We start from the raw sequence: 20,795 nt of genomic DNA, 5'->3' as shown, positions 1-20,795 counted from the left end.
AAAGAGCCTTCAATCCCGGCTCTCTTAACCGTATATTTAAAAAGTTTCAGAATTTTATCTGAACTGGTTTTCCACGATGTCTGTCAGCACATCCGTCATGTTAAGGCCGGCAGCCTTAACCTGCTGCGGAATAAAGCTGGTGGCTGTCATGCCCGGAGTGGTGTTGATCTCTATCATGTTCACCTTGTCAACCTCCTGGCCGTCGCTGCCCTTTCCGCGGCTGATGATGTAGTCGATGCGGATTATTCCGTTGCAGTGGAGTATGTCATAAATCTGGCTTGTAATCTCGTTTACGCGCTTTGTGGTCTCCTCACTGAGGCGTGCCGGCGTAATCTCCTGCACCTGTCCGTTGTACTTGGCGTCGTAATCGAAAAACTCGCGCTGCGTAACCACCTCTGTTGCAGGCAGCACCACGGTCTTGTCGTGAGTCTTGTAGCAGCCTATCGATATCTCTGTTCCTTCCATGTAACGTTCCACCATCACATCCTCGCTCTCGAGCATGGCCTTGCGTATGGCCGGAGCAAGCTGGTCTTTGTTCTTCACCTTCGACACTCCGAAGCTGCTGCCGTCGGCCGCAGGCTTAACGAAGCAAGGCATGCCGATGCGCTCCTCTATCTCGTCGTCGCTTACAATCTCCTCATATCCCTTGCGTATCAGCAGGCTGTCGGCCACTCTTACGCCGTAGCCGCGCAGATACTGGTTAAGCACAAACTTGTTGAAAGTGAGCGCCTCAACAAGCACGCTGCTTGTTGAATAAGGCACATGCACAAGCTCAAAATATCCCTGCATGATGCCGTTCTCGCCCGGTGTGCCGTGTATGGTGATATAAGCATAGTCAAACTGCACCAGTTTACCATTCTCCATGAATGAGAAATCGTTGCGGTCAATGCGGGCTGTTGTGCCGTCAGGAAGGTTGACATGCCAGTCAAGGCTTCTCACAACAACAATATACACATTGTAACGCTCCTTGTCAAAAAAAGAGTAAAGGCCCTGTGCAGAGCGCAATGAAACCTCATACTCTGAGGAATCTCCACCGCACACGATGGCAATAGTTCTCTTTAAATTCTTCATACAATATTTTATTTAAATTCATTTCCGTTTATATAAGTCCTCCAACGCCCTATCAGCTGCTCCATGTCGGCAGGAAGCTGCGAGGTGAAGTCGAGCTGCTTGCCGGTCTTGGGATGCACGAAGCCGAGCGTGCGGGCATGAAGCGCCTGGCGCGGACATATCTTCAGGCAGTTCTCTATAAACTGCTTGTAGCTGCCGCTGCGGTTTCCGCGCAGTATGACGGTGCCTCCGTAGCGCTCGTCGCCGAAGAGCGGATGGCCGATATGCCGCATATGGGCACGTATCTGATGGGTGCGGCCGGTCTCAAGGATGCACTCAACCAGAGTGACATAGCCGAAGCGCTCTATCACGCGGTAGTGGGTTACGGCATGCTTGCCTATACCCGAGTCGGGCGAGAACACCGCCATGCGGAGCCTGTCCTTAGGATCGCGGCCGATGTTGCCCTCAATGCGCCCTTCATCTTCGGTGAAGTTGCCCCACACCATGGCGTTGTAGCTGCGGTGTGTAGTTTTGTTGAAGAACTGTGCGCCGAGCTTTGTCTTTGCGTCCGGCGTCTTGGCAATGACCAAAAGGCCGCTTGTGTCCTTGTCAATACGGTGAACAAGGCCCACTTCTGGGTCATTGGGGTTATACGAAGGCAGGTCGCGCAGATGCCATGCTATGGCATTGACCAATGTGCCGTGATAGTTGCCGCAGCCCGGATGGACAACAAGTCCGGCAGGCTTGTTTATCACTATCAGCTCCGAATCTTCATAGACCACATCCAGCGGAATGTCCTCGGGCTCTATTGTGTTGTCATACTGAGGGCGGTCGAGCATCAGGGTTATGACGTCGAGCGGGCGAACCTTATAGTTGCTCTTCACCGGAACGTCGTTGACATGCACGAATCCTGCGTCAGCCGCACGCTGAATGCGGTTGCGGCTTGTGTGCTGCAGCTTCTCGAACATGTACTTGTCGATGCGCAGGGGCATCTGTCCTTTGTCCACGACTATGCGCAGATGCTCATACAGCTGTTGCTGCTCGTCGTCCTCAAGTTCCTCTATATAATTGTCTGTCATATAAATATCTCGTTTTACAGAAAGCCTGCGGCATCATAACCCGCACGGCCATGGCAGCCATCATCATTCCGGACCGGTGACCACCTCAAACTCGTCGACATCGCCTCCCTGCGTCTGCACGCCCTGAACCGACGGGTCTGCCATGTCGTGATGCATGGTAGAGTCGGCACTGCCGTCATAATAGAAATCTGGATCAGCGTATATTATCGAGTCGTTCATGTCGCGCATACCGTCTCCCACCTGAAGCACGAGCACGTCGTTTACCGACACTTTCTGTCCGTTGCGCAGGCTCTTGCCCTTCGACTTCAGCCCGTACACCCAGTCTTTCTCGCCCGGGATAAACTCCGTCGGGCCGACCTTGAAGCCCATTGCCATCAGCTTGGCGCGCGCCTCGCGGTAAGAACAGTTGTCGATGATGTCGGGTATGGTCAGCATCGGCGAGCTCGAAGAGTTGATGACGACATAAACCACACGGCCAGACTTAACTTCCCTTCCTGCCTCGGGCGACTGTTCAAGGATACAGTCGGGCGGAAGCGTCTTGACGTATCCGGTGTCGCTGACAACAATCTGCAGGCCTCTGTCGTTGAGGATATGCTCGGCATCGGCAAAGAGCTTATGCCTCACGTCCGGTATCTTTATCTTCTCGCCATGATGGGTGTATATGTCGATGCCCATCTTCACGCCCCAGCACAGCAGGACAACGACCAGGAACATTGCAAGGAAGTTGGCCCAAAGCCTTAAACTAAAGATTTTTCCGAAGAAATCTTTTGTCTTCATCTATGTCGTAGGTTTTTCTGCAAAGGTATAAAAAAAAGAGAAAGAAGCAAAGATATTACTTTACTTCTTTCTCATTTCCCGTTTAATTTCTTTGGAACATTTGGTTATTTACCGTGGTTCTCGTCAGAAACTGTAAGCTTTTTACGCCCTTTTGCACGACGTGCTGCAAGCACGCGACGGCCGTTCTTTGTAGCCATTCTCTCACGGAAACCGTGCTTGTTCACTCTCTTTCTGTTGTGCGGCTGAAATGTTCTTTTCATCTTATTTAATTATTTATTGTTTATTTTATTCCTCGCTTTGGGCTGCAAAAGTACACATTTCTTTTTAAATAACCAAGAATTAAGCGTTTTTTAGGTCAAACTTTTATGTTTTTTTCTAAAAAAATCGTAACTTTGCGCCCTGAAAGCCAAACATTTACAACATAATGATGCTTTGGCACGGGGCAAAAGCCCGCAGCAAGAGACGAGGCGCCCGCCCGTCAGCAGTCAGGAATCAACAATAAATTCATATATTACGAACAATGATTAACTCACAGGAAATTAAAAAAGGAACATGCATCCGCATGGACAATCAGGTATGGATTTGCATCGACTTCCAGCACGTTAAGCCAGGTAAGGGTAACACCGTTATGCGTACAAAACTGAAGAACGTGACCGACGGCCGCGTTCTGGAGCGCACATTCCAGGTTGGCTTCAAGCTCGAAGACGTAAGAATAGAGCACCGTCCGTATCAGTATCTTTATGAGGATACAACAGGTCTTATCTTCATGAACCAGGAAACTTTCGAGCAGATTCCTATCGCCAAGGACGCTATCATCGGCGTTGACTTCATGAAGGAGAGCGACATCGTTGAGGTTGTAACCGACACTACAGACGGAACTATCCTCTATGCCGAAATGCCTGTAAAGACAAACTTGCGCGTAACACACAGCGAGCCGGGCATCAAGGGCGACACAGCTACCAATGCCACAAAGCCGGCTACACTCGAAACCGGTGTTGAGGTGAGAGTGCCGCTGTTCATCAACGAAGGCGACCTCATCCAGGTTGACACACGCGACGGAAGCTATCTGAACCGTGTAAAGGAATAAGCATGCTCAACCTGACGTTGAGAACATAAACAAACAAGGAGCCAGGGCTTCGGCACGGCGACCGCTGACACATCGCGATGCGGTTTCCTTACCGAAGGCTTGGCTCCTTCTCTTTTATAATCCTCCATGCAGAGGAGGTGCAAACATAAAGTAACCGTTAACCTTACAGGACAAATGAAATATTCTTTTATCATACCGGTGTTCAACCGCCCGGAGGAAGTTGACGAACTGCTGAAGAGCCTTACGGCACAGACCGTGAAGGACTTTGAGGTGATTATTGTTGAAGACGGCAGCACACGCACATGCAAGAGCGTATGCGAGGGATACAGCGGAGCGCTCGACATTCAGTATTTTATGAAGAAGAACAGCGGACCGGGACAGAGCCGCAACTATGGAGCGGAGCACTCTAAAGGAGAATATCTCATTGTGCTCGACTCTGACGTGGTGCTGCCCGAGGGCTATCTCGCGGCAGTAGACGCCGAACTGGCCAAGACCGGGGCCGACGCCTTCGGCGGTCCTGACCGCGCGCACGACTCGTTCACCGACACGCAGAAGGCCATAAGCTACTCCATGACAAGCTTTTTCACCACCGGAGGCATAAGGGGCGGAAAGAAGAAGCTCGACAAGTTTTATCCCCGTTCGTACAACATGGGCATACGCCGCAGCGTATATCTGAAGCTGGGAGGATTCTCAAAGATGCGCTTCGGCGAGGACATCGACTTCAGCATACGCATATTCAAGGCGGGCTGCAACTGCCGCCTGTTCCCCGACGCATGGGTTTGGCACAAGCGCCGCACCGACTTCCGCAAGTTCTACCGGCAGGTGTTCAACAGCGGAATAGCGCGAATAAACCTTTACAAGAAGTATCCCGAATCGCTCAAGATAGTGCACATGCTGCCGACGGTGTTCACCGTAGGCGTGACGGCCCTGGTGCTGACATCTGCCGTGGGGCGTGTGCTGATGGAATACGACAGCATCGACAAGTGGTACTGGCTGTGCGCCGGGCCCTGGCTTCCGATACTTCTCTACTGCCTGCTGATACTCATCGACTCGTCAATAAGCAACCGCAGCTTTAAGGTCGGGCTGCTCAGCATCCCGGCATCGTTCATCCAGCTGTTCGGCTACGGATGCGGATTCATCACTGCATGGTGGAAGCGCTGCGTGCTGAAGCACGACGAGTTTCATGCATTCGACAAAAACTTTTATAAGTGAGAATGGAGAATTGAGAATGGATAATTATGATTACCTTTGAAAGGTATAATTTTGATGTAATCTGATTATTCATTCTCAATTCTTCAATTAAAGCAATCTGCTGACAGCAATCTGCTGCATATTTAATTCATGCAATCGGCATACGCTTCATTCTTTTTACCTTTACAACCTTATTCTTTACCTTTATAACCTTAAAACAACACTAATGCTACAACGGAAAGAAAACATAATACAAACTAAGACCGAGGCCTTTTCTGCACGTATAGTCAATATGTACAGATACCTTGTTGAGGTGAAACACGAACACATTATAGCAAACCAGATACTTAGAAGCGGCACAAGTATCGGAGCCAATACAGCTGAAAGCAGAAACGCACAAAGCAAAATTGACTTTATACATAAGCTGAGCATTGCGCTAAAAGAAGCCGACGAAACGGAATATTGGCTGAAAATGCTTAACAGCGGCCATTATATTACGGACAGGCAACTGCAATCTATGATGAACGACAACGAGGAAATTATACGCATACTCACCAAAATTATAAAAACATCAAAAAGCAGTTTAGTGCCATAAGCAGAGATATTTACGTGCCCTACTATTACCCCATTTCTACATTTTGTAACAATCTAACTTGTTTTGTACACGTCCAATCTGCAAACAAAGCAACACAATAATAATCAAAAAAGGCAAATCATAATTTTCCATTCTCAACTCTCAATTCTCAATTTAGAACAATATGTCAAAACTAAGCATAAACCAATGGGCCGAGGACGACCGGCCACGCGAAAAGATGATGCGGCTCGGGGCACAAGCGCTGTCGAACGCCGAACTGCTGGCTATACTCATAGGCTCGGGCTCACCCGAAGAAAGTGCGGTAGACCTCATGAAGAGAGTGCTCAACGACTGCAACAACAACCTTAACTCTCTCGGCAAGATGAGCATCGGCCAGCTCACCTCCGGCAACTACAAGGGCCTGGGACCGGCCAAGGCCGTAACCATACTGGCAGCCTGCGAGCTGGGCAAGCGCCGGCAGGCCGAGAAGGCCGAAGAGCGCAAGCGGCTCGACTCGGCAGCTGCAATCTACGAGTTTATGCACCCAAAGATGCAGGACTTGAGCGAAGAGGAGGCATGGATCTTGCTGATGAACCAAAACTGCAAGCTGATAAAAGACATGCAGCTGTCGCACGGCGGCATAACCGAGACGGCGGTGGATATACGCGTGGTGATAAAGAACGCACTGCTGTGCAACGCCACCATCGTGGTGCTCTGCCACAACCATCCGAGCAACAACCCCATGCCGAGCGGCGACGACGACAGGCTGACGCAGCGCATGAAGAAGGCGTGCGAGATAATGCGCCTGCACTTTCTCGACCATCTGATAATCACCGACGGACGATATTACAGCTATTCTGAGGAGGGACGGCTGTAGGAAAAACGCCGCCCTGCAAAGGCAAAGCACGCAACCGCGCAACAGTCTGACATCCAACACGTTACAAAAGGCCATCTTTTAGCTTCTAAAAGGTGGCCTTTTAGCGTGCAATATGTGGCCTTTCAGAAGGCGAAAGGCGGTCTTTTAGAAATCAGTCTCAATGGCAATGCCATACAACAGCCTAAATCACCACAATCCAGGTCTATGCAACGCCGGTGAAAGGCAGCAAAAAAAGGCCGGCAGAAAAGCATTGACTACGGCAGATGATGACAGAGTTTTCAGTGTAGAAAATATATTTTTACAAGTTTTAACCATACCCCCATGCAAGTTTTCTGTCGCCGTAACATTTACAATTACGAGTACTCACAAACAAAATAACGTAAAATTAAAAACAAAAAAGCAATGAAATCTTTGAAATTAATATTTGGATTTATCATGGGCTTATGCCTCACAGCAACAATGACATCTTGCGACGACGATGAAGACAACGGCGTAAGCGTACCACAGGAAGTACTCAGCGCAATGCCCGGCACATATGTAAACAGCATGGAATACGGCGAAGCTACAGCCGACTCGGCAATGACCGTAACTCTCGGAACAGCCGACATGCAGTTCAACCTGCCCGTAAGCAACATCATAAAGGACGTTGTTGCAGCAGAAAACCTCGAGCAGGCGCTCAACACATACAAGGCCGACACATGCAGCGTAAGCTACAGAATAAGCGGATATGCCAACAACATTGTAAGCATGACAGCCGACAGCTGCATCTGCAACTTTGAATACCAGGCCGGCGAGAACACCGTAAAGGCTACTGCCGACGTGGCCGTTACGACAGCATCATACAACGGGGAGGACAACAAGCTGACGCTGACACTCAACATCAAGAACGTGAAAATCGACGGGAAACAAGTTGAAGACTACACAGCAACAACTGTCACTCTGCCTGCAACCGAAAAACAGCAAGACAATCAATAATTACTACAACTGAATCCGCCCGGACGCCTTCTGCCATACGCTTGCGTCCGGGCTTCTTTTTGCGCAAAGTCCAATCTCAGCCAACACCACTCCGCTGCACAGGCAGGGCAACAGCCGTGGCACAACAGAACGCCGCACGGCACAAAAAAACGGCATAAATTTTGTAATACGCTTTTTTTCACCTATCTTTGTATTGCCCTATTATGCAACAGGCAAACAGGCACGGCACAAGCAGCGGCCTGCACACAGATGATGCAACTAATCATAACATAAGAATCATGACTCAAGAAGAAAAAACAGCTATAGAAGAGAGAATAGTAGATGTGCTCAAGACTGTATACGACCCGGAAATACCCGTAAACATATACGACCTCGGACTGATTTACAAGATTGACGTGAAAGACGACGCCACCGTGGACATCGACATGACCTTCACCGCGCCCACATGTCCGGCGGCAGACTTCATCCTCGAGGACGTAAGGCAGAAGGTAGACAGCCTCGACGGCGTAAAGTCGGCCACGGTGAACCTCGTGTTCGAGCCCGCATGGGACCAGAGCATGCTCAGCGAGGAGGCACGCCTCGAGCTGGGATTCGAATAACAGCATATCTTAAATACTAAAACATCTGCACCATGAGAAAGAATGTCTACATACTGTCCGACGCACACCTGGGCTCGCTGGCCATAGCTCACGGCCGCACGCAGGAGCGCAGGCTGGTGCGGTTTCTTGACGAAATAAAGAACAAGGCCGCGGCAATATACCTGCTGGGCGACATGTTCGACTTCTGGTACGAATACAAATATGCCGTGCCCAAGGGATATACGCGCTTCCTGGGCAAGCTCTCCGAGCTGACCGACATGGGCGTCGAGGTGCACTTCTTCACCGGCAACCACGACATCTGGATGTACGGCTATCTCGAAGAAGAGTGCGGCGTAATCATACACACCAAGCCAACGACCGTAGACATATACGACAAGGTGTTCTACATGGCACACGGCGACGGCCTTGGCGACCACGACCCTAAGTTCAACTTCATACGCCGCGTGTTCCACAACCGCGTCTGCCAGCGCATGTTCAGCGCGCTGCATCCGCGCTGGGGCATCTGGTTCGGACTGACATGGGCCAAGCACAGCCGCATGAAGCGTGCCGACGGAAAGGAGCCGCCCTATCAGGGTGAGGACAAGGAAGCCTTGGTAAAATACACCAAGAAGTATATGAAGACCCATCCGGACATCGACTATTTCATCTACGGACACCGCCACATAGAGCTCGACCTCATGCTGTCGCGCAAGACGCGGATGATGATTATAGGCGACTGGATATGGCAGTTCACATACGTTGTGTTCGACGGCGAACATCTGTTCCTCGAAGAATACGCCGAGGGCGAGAGCAAGCCATAAGCCTTCAGCAGCCCCTACGGCACGACAACGGCGGCATTCTGCACTGCATCAGGCCGCAACAACAGCGACAACACGCACGGGGCGCAAGCCTCAACAAATAAAAAAAAGGTGAGAAAGACGGCGTCATGACATATCAGACGCACATGCTTTCTCACCTTTATTATATGCTATCCGTGTGAAGCTTACAGCAGATTCATTGTGTCTGTTGCAATCATCAGCTCCTCGTCGGTAGGAATTACGCATACCGTAACCTTAGAGTCGGGAGTAGAGATGATGGCTTCCTCACCGCGGATGGTCTTGTTCTTCTCAACGTCGAGCTTAACACCCATGTACTCCATGTTCTTGCATACATCCTCACGCATAGAAGCCTGGTTCTCGCCAACGCCTGCGGTGAACACGATGATGTCGCATCCGCCCATGGCTGCAGCATAGGCTCCAACGTATTTCTTTATTCTGTAGCTGTACATGTCGAGAGCCAGCTTGGCACGCTCGTTGCCCTCGTCGTTGGCAGACTCTATCTCACGCATGTCTGAAGAGATGCCTGTTATGCCGAGCACACCGCTCTTCTTGTTGAGCAGATTTGACATTCCGTCAGCGTCGAGACAGAGTTTCTTCTCGAGGAATGTGATGGCACCGCCGTCGATATCACCGCTTCGTGTGCCCATCATGAGGCCTTCGAGCGGTGTGAGACCCATTGATGTGTCAACACATTTGCCTCCATCAACGGCAGCTATACTGCCTCCGTTGCCTATGTGGCAGGTGATGACCTTCTTGTCGGCAGGATTTACGCCCAGGAAGTCGCACACTCTCTTTGACACATAGCGGTGGCTTGTTCCGTGGAATCCGTAGCGGCGCACGCCATATTTCTCATAAAGCTCATACGGTATGGCGTAGAGATATGAGTGTGCGGGCATTGTCTGATGGAAGGCTGTATCGAACACGCCTACCTGAGGCAGACCGGGCATAAGCTCGCTGACGGCCTTAACACCCTTGAGGTTGGCCGGATTGTGCAGCGGAGCCAGGTCGATGCACTCTTCAAAAGTCTTGAGCACCTCGTCGGTAAGCACCACGCTCTTGTTGAACTTCTCGCCTCCGTGCACCATACGATGGCCAACGGCGTCGATTTCATTGAGGTCTTTAATAACGCCGATTTCAGGATCGGTGAGCAGTGAGAAGATGAACTTCACTCCCTCTGTATGTTCGGGAATGTCGTGCATTACAGTTTTTTTCTCTCCGTTAGGCAGCTTCACTTTAACGAAAGCGCCGTCGAGACCAACGCGCTCTGCACCGCCTGATGTCATGACAGACTTGTCGTCCATGTTGTAAAGTGCATACTTGATAGACGAGCTGCCGCAGTTTAATACTAAAATTTTCATGGTTATAAGTTGTTTATCGGGAGTTAAAGTAGTTAAAGTAGTTAAAGTAGTTAAAGTCAATAGCCCTATTGGCCATCATCAGCATAGCCATTATTTATCACACCCTTGCAATATGCGTTAAGCAGCCTGCTTGCATCAGACAGAGCTTCCATCAGTTCGTTGAAAACCGGAGCATCAACATACCCAAGGTCTTTCGACAAATAAACATAGCATCTGCATTCTTCAATGCTTCCTTGCGCGATGTTATAGAAGCGCAGCTTGTCTGCCTTGCTGAGTTTTTTATATCCCTCAGCAATATTGGCCGGAACAGAAACCGCAGCTCTTTTAAACTGAGAGCAGAGTCCGAAGCGTTCACATTCGGGAAAGGTGTTGGCTACCTTATATGCCAGCAAGGTAAACTTGTAGGCCTTCTGCCATGCCACCACGCTCTCAAAGTTGTTCATCTGCAAGGCTATTGACTTTAACTTCTTTAACTACTATAACTCCTTTAACTACTTAAATTATTAATTATGCTTTTGCATCCATTGCCTGGCATGCCGTAATGGCTACCAGCTTGTAAATATCCTCTACTGAGCATCCGCGGCTGAGGTCGTTAACCGGACGGGCGATACCCTGAAGGATAGGACCTATGGCCTCGGCACCGCCAAGACGCTGAACCATCTTATAGCTGATGTTGCCTACCTCGAGGCATGGGAATACGAGAACGTTGGCCTTGCCGGCGATGTCGCTTCCGGGAGCCTTCTTCTCGCCTACTGAAGGCACGAGGGCTGCGTCGGCCTGCAGTTCGCCGTCAACCTTGAGAGACGGATCGAGCTCCTTAGCCAGTTTTGTAGCCTCAACCACCTTGTCAACCACCTCATGGCTTGCGCTGCCTTTTGTTGAGAAGCTGAGCATAGCAACGCGGGGATCAGCGAAGCCTGCAACAGATTTGGCTGTCTGAGCTGTGCAAACGGCAATCTGAGCCAGCTGCTGTGCGTCGGGCATAGGTGTAACGGCAACGTCGCCTACTACGAGCACGCCGTTCTCGCCATACTGAGGCTGCTTTGTGATGAGCAGCATTGCGCCGCTGACGCATGTGATTCCGGGGGTGCACTTGATGATCTGAAGAGCCGGACGCAGAGTGTCGGCCGTTGTGCTGAGCGCTCCAGATATCTGTCCGTCGGCTCCGCCAGTCTTTATAATCATACATCCGAGATAGAGAGGATTCTTAACCAGCTCGCGAGCCTGCTCGATGGTCATGCCCTTCTTCTTGCGGAGCTCTGCCAGCAGGGCTGCATATTCCTCGCTCTTGGGGTTGTTCTCCGGGTCAACGATAGTAGCCTTGTCGATATTTTTCAGGCCCCACTGCTCTGCCAGAGAGTTTATCTCACCGGGATTGCCGATAAGAATGATGTCAGCCACACCTTCGGCCAGCACCATGTCGGCTGCCCTTAAAGTGCGCTCCTCTGTGGCTTCGGGGAGCACGATGCGCTGCTTGTTGCTTTTAGCGCGCTCAATGATTTGCTGAACTAAATCCATAGTTTTGTAGTTTTTAAATATATATGTGTGTTTTGTAATTTCTACTTTGCAAAAGTAGAAAAAATAATTTGAATAACATTGGGCTATTCCTTTTTTTTGATTAATTAAACGATAATAATCAAAAAGCTCGCCATGCAGGCAGAAATCAAACTGCGGAGCCATGCCTAAAGGCCGCCGCAGGGCGTAACATGACGGCTGCAAGGGCTGGCTGAGGCAGCCTCATACGAGCACGGATTAAGGACCGAAAGGAGTCCACGGCACAGGGACAAGCCTTAACCGGGCATTATTCCGAATATAATTTTATCTACTTTGTTCATTCATGTTTTCAGCCGGCGTCTTGTTTTATGTCGCCGTGTTGATGTCAGCTTTTCTGTACACAGCCTGCTATGCAGATGAAAATTATAACGAAAATCTGCTCAACATAAGGCAAAAATACAGGCTGAACACTGATGCCGTATTTGAGATGAGAGCAGCGTCAGGCTGATGTCATGGCGCATGCTCTGTGCAGCCGTAATGCAAAAGGCCATGTTTCAGGCTCTAAAAGGTGGTCTTTTGCATGATAAAAGACGGTCTTTTGGAGCGCAAAACATGGCCTTTTGCAACGCGCTGGATATCAATATGTTACACATGCGTATTTTTCCTGCGTCACTGTATGCGAAGACGAGCGTCAGAATTCCACATAGGGGCGCAGGCGCTCAATGGCCTCGGGCGTGAAGTCCTTGCACAATTTCAGGTCGTCGAGCGAATTTATTCTTCCGTGCAGGCGGCGGTATTCTATTATGGTCTTGGCCTGATAGAAGCCTATGTAGGGATGTCTGCGCAGACTGCTGAGCGGCAGCCGGTTGAGGTTGAGCCGGCTAACCACAGGATGCTTCACCACAAAATAGGCTATGGCCGACTCGGGAAAGTTGTCAATCTCGCGCAGCTGCTCCACGCTGACATATCCGCCCAGCCGCCGGCCGTAGCTCACTATGGCGCGGGCAAAGCCGCTGCCTATGCCCGGCACGCGCTTCAGCTGCGACGTGTCGGCCGTGTTCAGCACGATATGTTCGCCGGGCTTTATCTTCACGGGGTGTCTCGTCGTGTCGCGTATGGTCAGGTCGGCAGTGCTGCCTCCATACACCTCAGATGCCGGACGATAGTCGCCCTCGATGCGTATGTATGGCTCCAGTTCCTTAAACTTCTGCGCCGTAAGTCCGTAAAGGCGTGCAAAGTCGGCCTTGGTGCGATATATTCCGCCCTTGGCCCTGTACTTATATATGTTTCTGACCTGCCACGGCGCCAGCCCGAGCCTCAGCAGCTGTGTGCTGTCTGCCGTGTTAGGGTCGAAGTATGACAGCTCAGTGCGCCGGCCGCCGGTATATTCCGCATATCCGTCCTTCTGACAGACAGAGCCTTTTCTGCCGCCAGACACCACGGCAGGAGCATCTCCTGCCACGCCTTCAGGCGACTCACCCGCGCCGTAGCCGGCACAGAGCAGCAGTCCCGCGGCTGCTACGGCCACAAGGAGCACGGCCACCACAACACGGCGGTCGGTGCGGTTAAGATAAAAGAACCCGCGCATTTTTCTGTGATGCTAAATGAAACCGAACGGCATAGCCTCACCAATCAGATTATGCCAAACTGCTGAAGGAATATAAGCAATATTCCTACAGGACACACATATCTCACACAGAACAGATAGATGCCGAACAGACGGCCGCGCAACGTGCCATGATTGGTAAACTCATCACGCACCAGCTTATGCGGCAAGAACCAGCCGAGGAAGATACATGTAAGGAATCCTCCCACGGGAAGCATTATTTGTCCTGTAAAGAAATCGAACACGTCGAACAGCGTACGGCCAAAAACAGTCAGCAGATCGTATCCGCCCAAAGACATCGAACATACAAGACCTATCACCGAGCAGGCCACGGTTACGATAGTGGCAGCACGCTTGCGGCTGAGCTTGCACTCCTCCTCGAAGAACACGGTGCTTGCCTCGTGCATGGAGATTATGGATGTAAGGGCTGCCAAAGCCAGCAACGCATAGAACGCGGCAGACACGACATAGCCCACAGCCGGCATGCTTGAGAATGCCTGCTGGAACACGTTAGGCAAGGTGATGAACACCAATGAAGGACCAGAATCGGGACTGATACCCACCGAAAACGCTGCGGGGAAAATCATGAGGCCCGCAAGCACGGCCACAACGGTGTCGATAAAGGCTATCTGGGCGGCCGACTTCATCAGGTCGGTATCCTTACTGAAGTATGACGCATACGTACACAGGCATCCCATACCAATACTGAGCGAGAAGAAAGCCTGGCCGAGAGCACCGAGAAACATGCTGCCGTCAACCTTGCTGAAGTCTGGTTCAAACAGAAACTTCACGCCCTCCATAGCTCCTGGAAGCATGCACGAAAGCACGACAATGACTATGAGAAGCACAAAAAGTATGGGCATCATCAGCTTTGAAGCCTTCTCAATGCCTCCGCGGATGCCGCGTATTATTATAAGGTGAGTAATAAGCATAAACAGAAGTGTCCAGAAGGCTGGCTTCCAGGGATTAGTCTCGAAAGACGAGAAATAACCTGCAAAGAAGTCGGGCGACCCGTGCAGATGGCCCGCAACCGAGGCATATATATAATGCAGGCACCAGCCTGACACCACGGCGTAATATCCCGAAATCAGAAAACCTGTAAGCACTCCGAGCAGGCCGACAAGCATCCACGGCTTGCCGCCGGACAAAATGCCGTAGGCCCGCGCCGTATTGGATGCGGCACGGCGTCCTATCACAAACTCGCTGACGATGCAGGGAATGCCGAGCAGAAGCACACAGGCAATGTAGACAATAATATACACTCCGCCGCCGTGCTCTCCCGCCATATAGGGGAAGCGCCAGACGTTACCTAATCCTACGGCAGAACCGGCCGTGGCAAGAATAATTCCAAGCTTACTTCCAAAACTTGCTCTCTCTGATTTCATAATAGTAAATTTTCACTTTAATGTCTTATGTTACCATTAACCACTTGCACCCGCCTGTTGCCAAAAGTCAAAGCCTGCATAAGAGACGCTTCTTGTTTTCACGGCAATCGATGTCAGGTTTTCACAGAAATATGCTACCTTTGCACAAAAAGACTGACATTGATGAGACTAAGACAACCGCAAGTAAAGAAATACCCGTTTTCATATCTGTTTCTGGCCACGATATGGATTCTGTGTTTCTGCTATCCGCCACGCACTCCGCTTGACAACGTGGCTTTCATAGACAAATGGGTACACATAGTTATGTATGCCGGAACATGCACAACAATATGGATTGAATACCTCAGACATCACAAGACACCTGAGACGATGAAGCTTTTTATATGGGCATGGCTCGCCCCTGTGATGATGAGCGGACTGATAGAGATACTGCAGGAAAACTGCACCGGCGGCAGGAGAAGCGGCGACTGGCTCGACTTTGCGGCCAATGCCACGGGCGTAACGCTGGCTGCCGTTATCGGAATTCTTCTGGCAAGGAGTCGCGCCAGGCACTGAACGGCGAGCGGCGCAGCGATGAGTTGTAGAAGCGGCGGTCGGCAGTTACCTCGTCGGCAATGAAGTCGGGCTTGGCGAAAGGCTCGTCCTCGCTCTGCAGCTCCACTTCTGCCATTACCAGACCTTCATTCTCTCCATAGAACTCATCTACCTCGAACACATGCTTTCCGCTGGCAACGAGATATCGGGTCTTGTCGATAATGCCCGGCTCGCACAGCTCCATAAGATGCGAGGCCTCGTCGAGCGTTATCTCCTTCTCAAACTCATAGCGGCTCATGCCTTTGCCGTCAGACGGTCCCTTGATTGTTATGAAGCCGCGGCCGTCGCGAATACGCACCCTGACAGTGCGCCCGCGCTCGCTGCAGATATAACCCTGGCGTATGCGGCTCGACGATGTAGCCTGAGCCGCATACGGCCGGCCGGCCTTGTGAACCAAGAACTTGCGCTCTATCTCCAGACCACTCATATTACATCTGGCCTATCATTAGAACAACAAGATATATCACGGCAAAGATAACCAGTGCCGCAAATATCCATGTAACGACTTTCTTGCCTTGCTGTTCTTGTTCTGCCTCACGCTTAGCGCGGCGTAATTTTCTGTTCTGACTCATAGTTATTATCTTTAAAATTAAGGTTCTTAAAATATTTTCATACGGCCTGACGCATGGCCGAATGCCGCTGACGAGGCAGCAAAAGAAGCTGCAACGCCTGACGGCGAGGCGCAAATGCGCATGCCTGAATAAAGCAACCGGACTGCATCCGGCAATATATGCCGACGAAGAATTACTCCTCGTCGGTAACCGGAAACTCCATAAGGTATGCCTTGATGAAGCCGTCGATCTTTCCGTCCATCACTCCGTCCACGTCAGACGTCTGATAGTTGGTGCGGTAATCCTTGACGCGGCGGTCGTCGAAGACATAACTTCTTATCTGACTTCCCCACTCTATCTTCTTCTTTCCTGCCTCAATCTTGGCCTGAGCCTCGAGGCGTTTCTTCATTGCGCGGTCGTAGAGCTGCGACTTGAGCAGGCGCATGGCGTTGTTGCGGTTCTCAAGCTGCTTGCGGCTCTCTGTGTTCTCAATGAGGATTTCCTCTTCTTCGCCGGTGTCGGGGTCGACATACTGGTAGCGCAGACGCACACCGGTTTCCACCTTGTTGACGTTCTGTCCGCCGGCACCTCCCGAACGGAACAAGTCCCAGCTGACCTTTGACGGGTCGACATAGACCTCGATCGTGTCGTCAACGAGAGGCGAAACGAACACGCTGGCGAAGCTGGTCATGCGCTTGCCCTGCGCATTGAACGGAGAGACACGCACCAGGCGGTGGACTCCGTTCTCGCTCTTAAGATATCCGTAGGCATACTCTCCGCCCTCAATCTCCATGGTAACGCTCTTTATTCCGGCCTCGTCGCCCTCCTGCAGGTTGCTGATTGTAACCTTGTGGCCGTGAGCCTCAGCCCAGCGCATATACATACGCATGAGCATCTGCGCCCAGTCCTGGCTCTCGGTGCCGCCGGCGCCGCTGTTTATCTTGAGCACACAGTCCATGGGGTCTTCCTTCTGGCGGAGCATATTCTTAAGTTCAAGGTCTTCGATGGCCTTTATAGCCTTGGCGTAGTCTTCGTCTACCTCCTCTTCGGTAACCATATCGTCATGATAGAAGTCGAAAGCCAGCTGAAGCTCGTCGGCACAGGTGCGCACCTCCTTATATCCGTCGATCCAGCGCTGTATGCCCTTCACCTTCTTCATCTGTTCCTGGGCGCGCTTAGGGTCGTCCCAGAAGTCGGGCGCCTGTGTGCGCAGCTGTTCTTCCTCAAATTCTATTTTCTTCTTGTCTATGTCAAGATAATGATGCAGTGCCTCGGCACGCTCCATCACATCTTTCAGTTGATCACTTGTTATCATCTGGGTTACTGTCGTTTTTTCTGTTATTTAACGGGTGTTTCAGGCTGCACGGCGTCAGCGTCTTCATACATCTTGTCTATTACGCCGGCGTAGTTCTTGTTGAGCACCTTTCGCCTTATCTTGAGCGTATTGGTAAGCTCTCCGCTCTCCATAGTGAAATGTTTTGGCAGTATGGTGAAGCGCTTTATCTTCTCATAGCTGGCAAACTGCTGCTGAAGCGTCTCTATGCGGTCGGCCATCATCTTGTTGATGCGCGGGTCGGCGCACAGGTCTTCGCGGCAGCCAAACTTTATGTTGTTGTCGCGGGCGTATTCCTCGAGCAGGGCATAGTCGGGTATAACCAGTGCAGACACAAACTTGCGCTGGTCGGCTATGACGGCTATCTGGTCGATAAACTTGTCAACAAGCAGCTTCGACTCTATCATCTGCGGCGCTATATATTTGCCGTTGGATGTCTTGAAGAGGTCTTTTATCCTGTCTTTCAGGAAGAGTTCACCTTTACTTATATAGCCTGAGTCGCCTGTATGGAAGTATCCGTCCTCGTCGAACACCTCGCGGTTGAGCGCGTCGCGCTTGTAATATCCCCTTGTGATGGTGGGGCCTTTGAGCAGAATCTCGTCGTTCTCGCCTATCTTAATGTCAAGACCGCTTATCGGGCGACCTACCGACCCTACGGTGAAAGGCTCATTCTTATGGTCGCACGACACGGTGGCGAGGCTCTCGGTGAGGCCGTAGCCAACGATCATGTCGATTCCGATAGAATGCACGAAGCACTCCACCTCCTCCGACACCGTGGCTCCTGCCGTGGGGAATATGTTGGGATGCTCTAGTCCCAGTTCATTACGCACGATGCTGAAGAGCGTCCTGTTCATGAGCGCATACTTCATCTTCAGCGACAGCGGCGGACGCTTGCCGCGGCTGAGATATTCGATATTGTGCTTGCGCCCTACGGCCAGGGCCTTCATGAAGAGCTTGCGTCTCACGGGGTTGGCCCTGTCTATCTTGTCCTTTACGCCGGCATACACTTTCTCCCAGAATCTTGGCACGGAGCTCATGCATGTAGGATGAGTCTCGCGCATAGACTGCTGTATCTCCTTCGGGTTGGTGTTGATCACAATCTCTGCACCCTCGCTAAGACAGAGGAACAGCCATCCGCGCTCAAAGATGTGCGTGATGGGCAGGAAGTTCATTATGCGGTCTTTATCAGTTACCGGCACAACCTCGTCGTTAGCCTTAAGCGCGGCATGAAACTGACCGTAAGAAAGCATCACGCCCTTGCTGTCGCCGGTGGTTCCGCTGGTGTAGAGTATGTTGCAGAGGTCGTCTTCATTGGCCTCGGCATACAGCTTTTCCACTTCCGACTGCCGCGGACTGTTCTCGCCGAGCGTCAGGAAATCGTCAAAATATATTGAGTTTTTATCGTTCGGACTGATGACAACACGCTTGTCGAAGACTATTACGCGCTCGAGCGAAGGACAGTGGGAGAACACCCTGAAGGCCTTGTCGTACTGCTCCTGCTCGCCGACAAAGAGCACGCGCACCTGTGCGTCGTCTATCATATACTGTATCTGCTGCTCGCTGCTGGTGGCATAGAAGGGCACGCTGACGGCTCTTATGCCGAACGCTCCGAAGTCGGTGTAGAGATACTGGAGGGAGTTCTGCGAGAACACGCCGATGTTCTCCTGTACCTTGACGCCGATGTTCAGCAGGGCGTTAGACACATGTCTCACCTTACGCGAGAATTCTTTCCACGACACCGACTTCCACTGCGTGTCGCCAAAGTCACGGTAAATAAGTACGCGCTTGTTTCCATACTTCTTTGCTTGTTCGTGGATTAGAACCGAAAGATGACATCTTGTCTGCATAAGCGTATTGTTTTTTGTTAGATGCAAAGTTATATTAAATTATAATAAAAACAAAATAAAAACGGCTTTTTTACTTTAAAAGGAAATCTAAAACACGCCACTTTAACTGACAAAACGGACAATGCGGCGCCGGCTACACGCAAACACGCCTCAGAGACCGCCCGGCGCAGCACCTGACACGGCATGACACTTGTGCCGGCATTATTTTGTTTTTACGTCATATTGAATTAACTTTGCAGCAAATAATTGCATTATGAACGGTCAGACGGTCTGTTGCAGGCCATCTGGCGACAACTTTTTTGAATGATTATGACACAGAAAGAATATCTCAACGACGCCATAGAACTGCTTAAGGAGCTGATAGCCACGCCGTCGGTGAGCCGCGACGAGAGCGCAGCGGCAGACGTAATGGCACGCGCGATAAGCGGATATGGCTACGAATACAGCCGCGAAGGCAACAACATATGGATTAAGAGCAGCGGATTTGACTGCTCGAAGCCAACGCTGCTGCTCAACGCACACATCGACACGGTGAAGCCGGTGAGCTCGTGGACGCGCAATCCCTTCAGCCCTGACGTATGCGGCGGAAGGCTGTACGGACTGGGCAGCAACGACTGCGGCGGCGGACTCGTTGCCCTGCTGCAGGCCTTCAGGCACATAACGTCGCGCCCGCAGAGCTACAACACCATATGGCTTGCATCGGCCGAGGAGGAAGTGTCGGGCGAGAACGGCATAAGGCGCGCCCTGCCGCTGCTGCCTGCCGCAGACGTGGCCATCGTGGGCGAGCCCACGGGCATGCAGCCGGCCATAGCCGAGAAAGGACTGATGGTGATAGACGCCACGGCCAGGGGCAAGTCGGGACATGCCGCCAGGGGCGAAGGCATCAACGCCATATATGAGGCTCTCGACGACATCTGCTGGCTGCGCGGCTACAAGTTCGAGAAGGTGAGCCCGCTGCTCGGCCCCACGGTGATGAACGTAACAATAATAAACGCCGGCACGCAGCACAACGTGATACCCGACGAATGCAGGTTTACGATAGACATAAGGACCAACGAATTCTACAGAAACGAAGACGTGTTCAGCTTTCTGTCATCCAAGATGAAGAGCGAACTGAAGGCGCGCTCGTTCCGCCTGTCGTCGTCGCACATAAGCGAGGACAACCCTCTGATACAGAGGTGCAAGGCCATGGGCATGACGCCGTTCGGCTCGCCCACGCTGTCAGACCAGGCACTGATGCCCTTCCCCTCGTTCAAACTCGGTCCGGGACAGTCGGCACGCTCACATTCTGCCGACGAATACATAGGCATCGGCGAGATAGAAGATGCCATAAACACATACATCAGCCTGCTCGACGGAGCCGACATTCTGCCCGCCGCAGCGCCTGCGGACGGTAGCCGCATAACGCTTTGACTTTCAGTAAGTTGCAAAAGGCCATCTTTTAGCGTGCGATTTGCCGTCTTTTACACGCCAAAAGGTGGCCTTTTGCAGCCCGAAAGCATACCTTTTGCACGGCAGCAATACAGCCGCGCCACAATCACCATGCAGAGCCTACATTCAGGCCATCTGACACAAAAAGACTACACAACAATATTCAGAC

The 20,795-nt window shown here is 51.4% G+C and carries 22 protein-coding genes; 9 read left to right on the top strand and 13 right to left on the bottom strand.

The annotated features are described in order from the left end of the window. Positions 1-54: 54 nt before the first annotated feature. From ACU52_RS08085 to rpmH, 4 genes are all read right to left on the bottom strand, one after another. Positions 55-1,071 (bottom strand): D-alanine--D-alanine ligase, encoded by a 1,017-nt coding sequence (locus tag ACU52_RS08085; RefSeq protein WP_021854816.1) that lies wholly within the window; start codon positions 1,069-1,071, stop codon positions 55-57. An 8-nt stretch (positions 1,072-1,079) separates the two neighbouring features. Further along, on the bottom strand, positions 1,080-2,129 hold the full coding sequence (locus ACU52_RS08080; protein ID WP_021854817.1) for an RluA family pseudouridine synthase: 1,050 nt from the start codon (positions 2,127-2,129) through the stop codon (positions 1,080-1,082). A 63-nt stretch (positions 2,130-2,192) separates the two neighbouring features. Then, positions 2,193-2,906 carry a PASTA domain-containing protein gene (locus ACU52_RS08075; protein WP_053398424.1) on the bottom strand — a complete coding sequence of 238 codons (714 nt, stop codon included), beginning with the start codon at positions 2,904-2,906 and terminating at the stop codon, positions 2,193-2,195. Between the two features lie 104 nt (positions 2,907-3,010). Continuing rightward, a complete protein-coding gene (gene rpmH, locus ACU52_RS08070; RefSeq protein ID WP_021854819.1) occupies positions 3,011-3,166 on the bottom strand; it encodes a 50S ribosomal protein L34 in 156 nt (51 codons plus the stop codon). 260 nt (positions 3,167-3,426) lie between these two features. Between rpmH and efp the strand changes: the two genes are divergently transcribed. From efp to ACU52_RS08030, 7 genes are all read left to right on the top strand, one after another. Beyond that, on the top strand, positions 3,427-3,993 hold the full coding sequence (gene efp / locus ACU52_RS08065; protein WP_053398423.1) for an elongation factor P: 567 nt from the start codon (positions 3,427-3,429) through the stop codon (positions 3,991-3,993). A 174-nt stretch (positions 3,994-4,167) separates the two neighbouring features. Further along, positions 4,168-5,205 carry a glycosyltransferase gene (locus tag ACU52_RS08060; protein ID WP_053398422.1) on the top strand — a complete coding sequence of 346 codons (1,038 nt, stop codon included), beginning with the start codon at positions 4,168-4,170 and terminating at the stop codon, positions 5,203-5,205. Positions 5,206-5,410: 205 nt separating this feature from the next. Next, the gene (locus tag ACU52_RS08055; RefSeq protein WP_053398421.1) at positions 5,411-5,779 is read left to right on the top strand and encodes a four helix bundle protein; all 369 of its coding nucleotides are present in this window, start codon (positions 5,411-5,413) and stop codon (positions 5,777-5,779) included. Positions 5,780-5,942: 163 nt separating this feature from the next. After that, positions 5,943-6,635, top strand: a complete 693-nt coding sequence (gene radC, locus ACU52_RS08050) for a RadC family protein (protein WP_053398420.1) — start codon at positions 5,943-5,945, stop codon at positions 6,633-6,635. A gap of 402 nt (positions 6,636-7,037) precedes the next feature. Further along, positions 7,038-7,610 carry a hypothetical protein gene (locus ACU52_RS08040; protein WP_021854824.1) on the top strand — a complete coding sequence of 191 codons (573 nt, stop codon included), beginning with the start codon at positions 7,038-7,040 and terminating at the stop codon, positions 7,608-7,610. Between the two features lie 278 nt (positions 7,611-7,888). After that, the gene (locus ACU52_RS08035; RefSeq protein WP_021854825.1) at positions 7,889-8,209 is read left to right on the top strand and encodes a metal-sulfur cluster assembly factor; all 321 of its coding nucleotides are present in this window, start codon (positions 7,889-7,891) and stop codon (positions 8,207-8,209) included. A 32-nt stretch (positions 8,210-8,241) separates the two neighbouring features. After that, positions 8,242-9,009 (top strand): UDP-2,3-diacylglucosamine diphosphatase, encoded by a 768-nt coding sequence (locus ACU52_RS08030; RefSeq protein WP_021854826.1) that lies wholly within the window; start codon positions 8,242-8,244, stop codon positions 9,007-9,009. Between the two features lie 182 nt (positions 9,010-9,191). On the opposite strand, the gene ACU52_RS08025 is transcribed toward ACU52_RS08030, so the two are convergent. The 5 genes from ACU52_RS08025 to ACU52_RS08005 form a co-directional block, all read right to left on the bottom strand. Continuing rightward, positions 9,192-10,385, bottom strand: a complete 1,194-nt coding sequence (locus ACU52_RS08025; protein WP_053398417.1) for an acetate/propionate family kinase — start codon at positions 10,383-10,385, stop codon at positions 9,192-9,194. 65 nt (positions 10,386-10,450) lie between these two features. Next, positions 10,451-10,828, bottom strand: coding sequence for a four helix bundle protein (locus tag ACU52_RS08020; protein ID WP_053398416.1), 378 nt, complete (start codon positions 10,826-10,828; stop codon positions 10,451-10,453). Between the two features lie 64 nt (positions 10,829-10,892). After that, the gene (gene pta, locus ACU52_RS08015) at positions 10,893-11,903 is read right to left on the bottom strand and encodes a phosphate acetyltransferase (protein WP_053398439.1); all 1,011 of its coding nucleotides are present in this window, start codon (positions 11,901-11,903) and stop codon (positions 10,893-10,895) included. A 667-nt stretch (positions 11,904-12,570) separates the two neighbouring features. Further along, entirely contained in the window at positions 12,571-13,467 is an 897-nt protein-coding gene (locus ACU52_RS08010) for a ComEA family DNA-binding protein (RefSeq protein WP_053398415.1), read from the bottom strand. Positions 13,468-13,511: 44 nt separating this feature from the next. After that, on the bottom strand, positions 13,512-14,870 hold the full coding sequence (locus ACU52_RS08005) for a sodium-dependent transporter (RefSeq protein WP_053398414.1): 1,359 nt from the start codon (positions 14,868-14,870) through the stop codon (positions 13,512-13,514). 162 nt (positions 14,871-15,032) lie between these two features. Here ACU52_RS08005 and ACU52_RS08000 point away from each other — a divergent pair, with 162 nt between their 5' ends. After that, the gene (locus ACU52_RS08000) at positions 15,033-15,425 is read left to right on the top strand and encodes a VanZ family protein (protein ID WP_053398413.1); all 393 of its coding nucleotides are present in this window, start codon (positions 15,033-15,035) and stop codon (positions 15,423-15,425) included. On the opposite strand, the gene ACU52_RS07995 is transcribed toward ACU52_RS08000, so the two are convergent. The 4 genes from ACU52_RS07995 to ACU52_RS07985 all read right to left on the bottom strand — a co-directional run bounded on the left by ACU52_RS07995 (position 15,385) and on the right by ACU52_RS07985 (position 19,195). Then, on the bottom strand, positions 15,385-15,891 hold the full coding sequence (locus tag ACU52_RS07995; protein WP_053398412.1) for a CYTH domain-containing protein: 507 nt from the start codon (positions 15,889-15,891) through the stop codon (positions 15,385-15,387). The genes ACU52_RS08000 and ACU52_RS07995 overlap by 41 nt on opposite strands. Position 15,892: 1 nt before the next feature. Beyond that, the gene (locus ACU52_RS15375) at positions 15,893-16,036 is read right to left on the bottom strand and encodes a hypothetical protein (RefSeq protein WP_021854834.1); all 144 of its coding nucleotides are present in this window, start codon (positions 16,034-16,036) and stop codon (positions 15,893-15,895) included. Positions 16,037-16,208: 172 nt separating this feature from the next. Next, positions 16,209-17,330 carry a peptide chain release factor 2 gene (gene prfB, locus ACU52_RS07990; protein WP_053398411.1) on the bottom strand — a complete coding sequence of 374 codons (1,122 nt, stop codon included), beginning with the start codon at positions 17,328-17,330 and terminating at the stop codon, positions 16,209-16,211. Between the two features lie 23 nt (positions 17,331-17,353). Beyond that, positions 17,354-19,195 carry an AMP-dependent synthetase/ligase gene (locus tag ACU52_RS07985; protein WP_053398410.1) on the bottom strand — a complete coding sequence of 614 codons (1,842 nt, stop codon included), beginning with the start codon at positions 19,193-19,195 and terminating at the stop codon, positions 17,354-17,356. A gap of 309 nt (positions 19,196-19,504) precedes the next feature. Here ACU52_RS07985 and ACU52_RS07980 point away from each other — a divergent pair, with 309 nt between their 5' ends. Beyond that, positions 19,505-20,608 (top strand): M20 family metallo-hydrolase, encoded by a 1,104-nt coding sequence (locus ACU52_RS07980; RefSeq protein WP_053398438.1) that lies wholly within the window; start codon positions 19,505-19,507, stop codon positions 20,606-20,608. Positions 20,609-20,795 lie beyond the last annotated feature (187 nt).

The sequence above is a fragment of the Xylanibacter rarus genome (assembly GCF_001275135.1).
Taxonomy (GTDB): Bacteria; Bacteroidota; Bacteroidia; order Bacteroidales; family Bacteroidaceae; genus Prevotella; species Prevotella rara.
The sequence above is the reverse complement of the archived record's forward strand: the minus strand, read 5'-3'. Positions and strand labels throughout refer to the sequence as shown.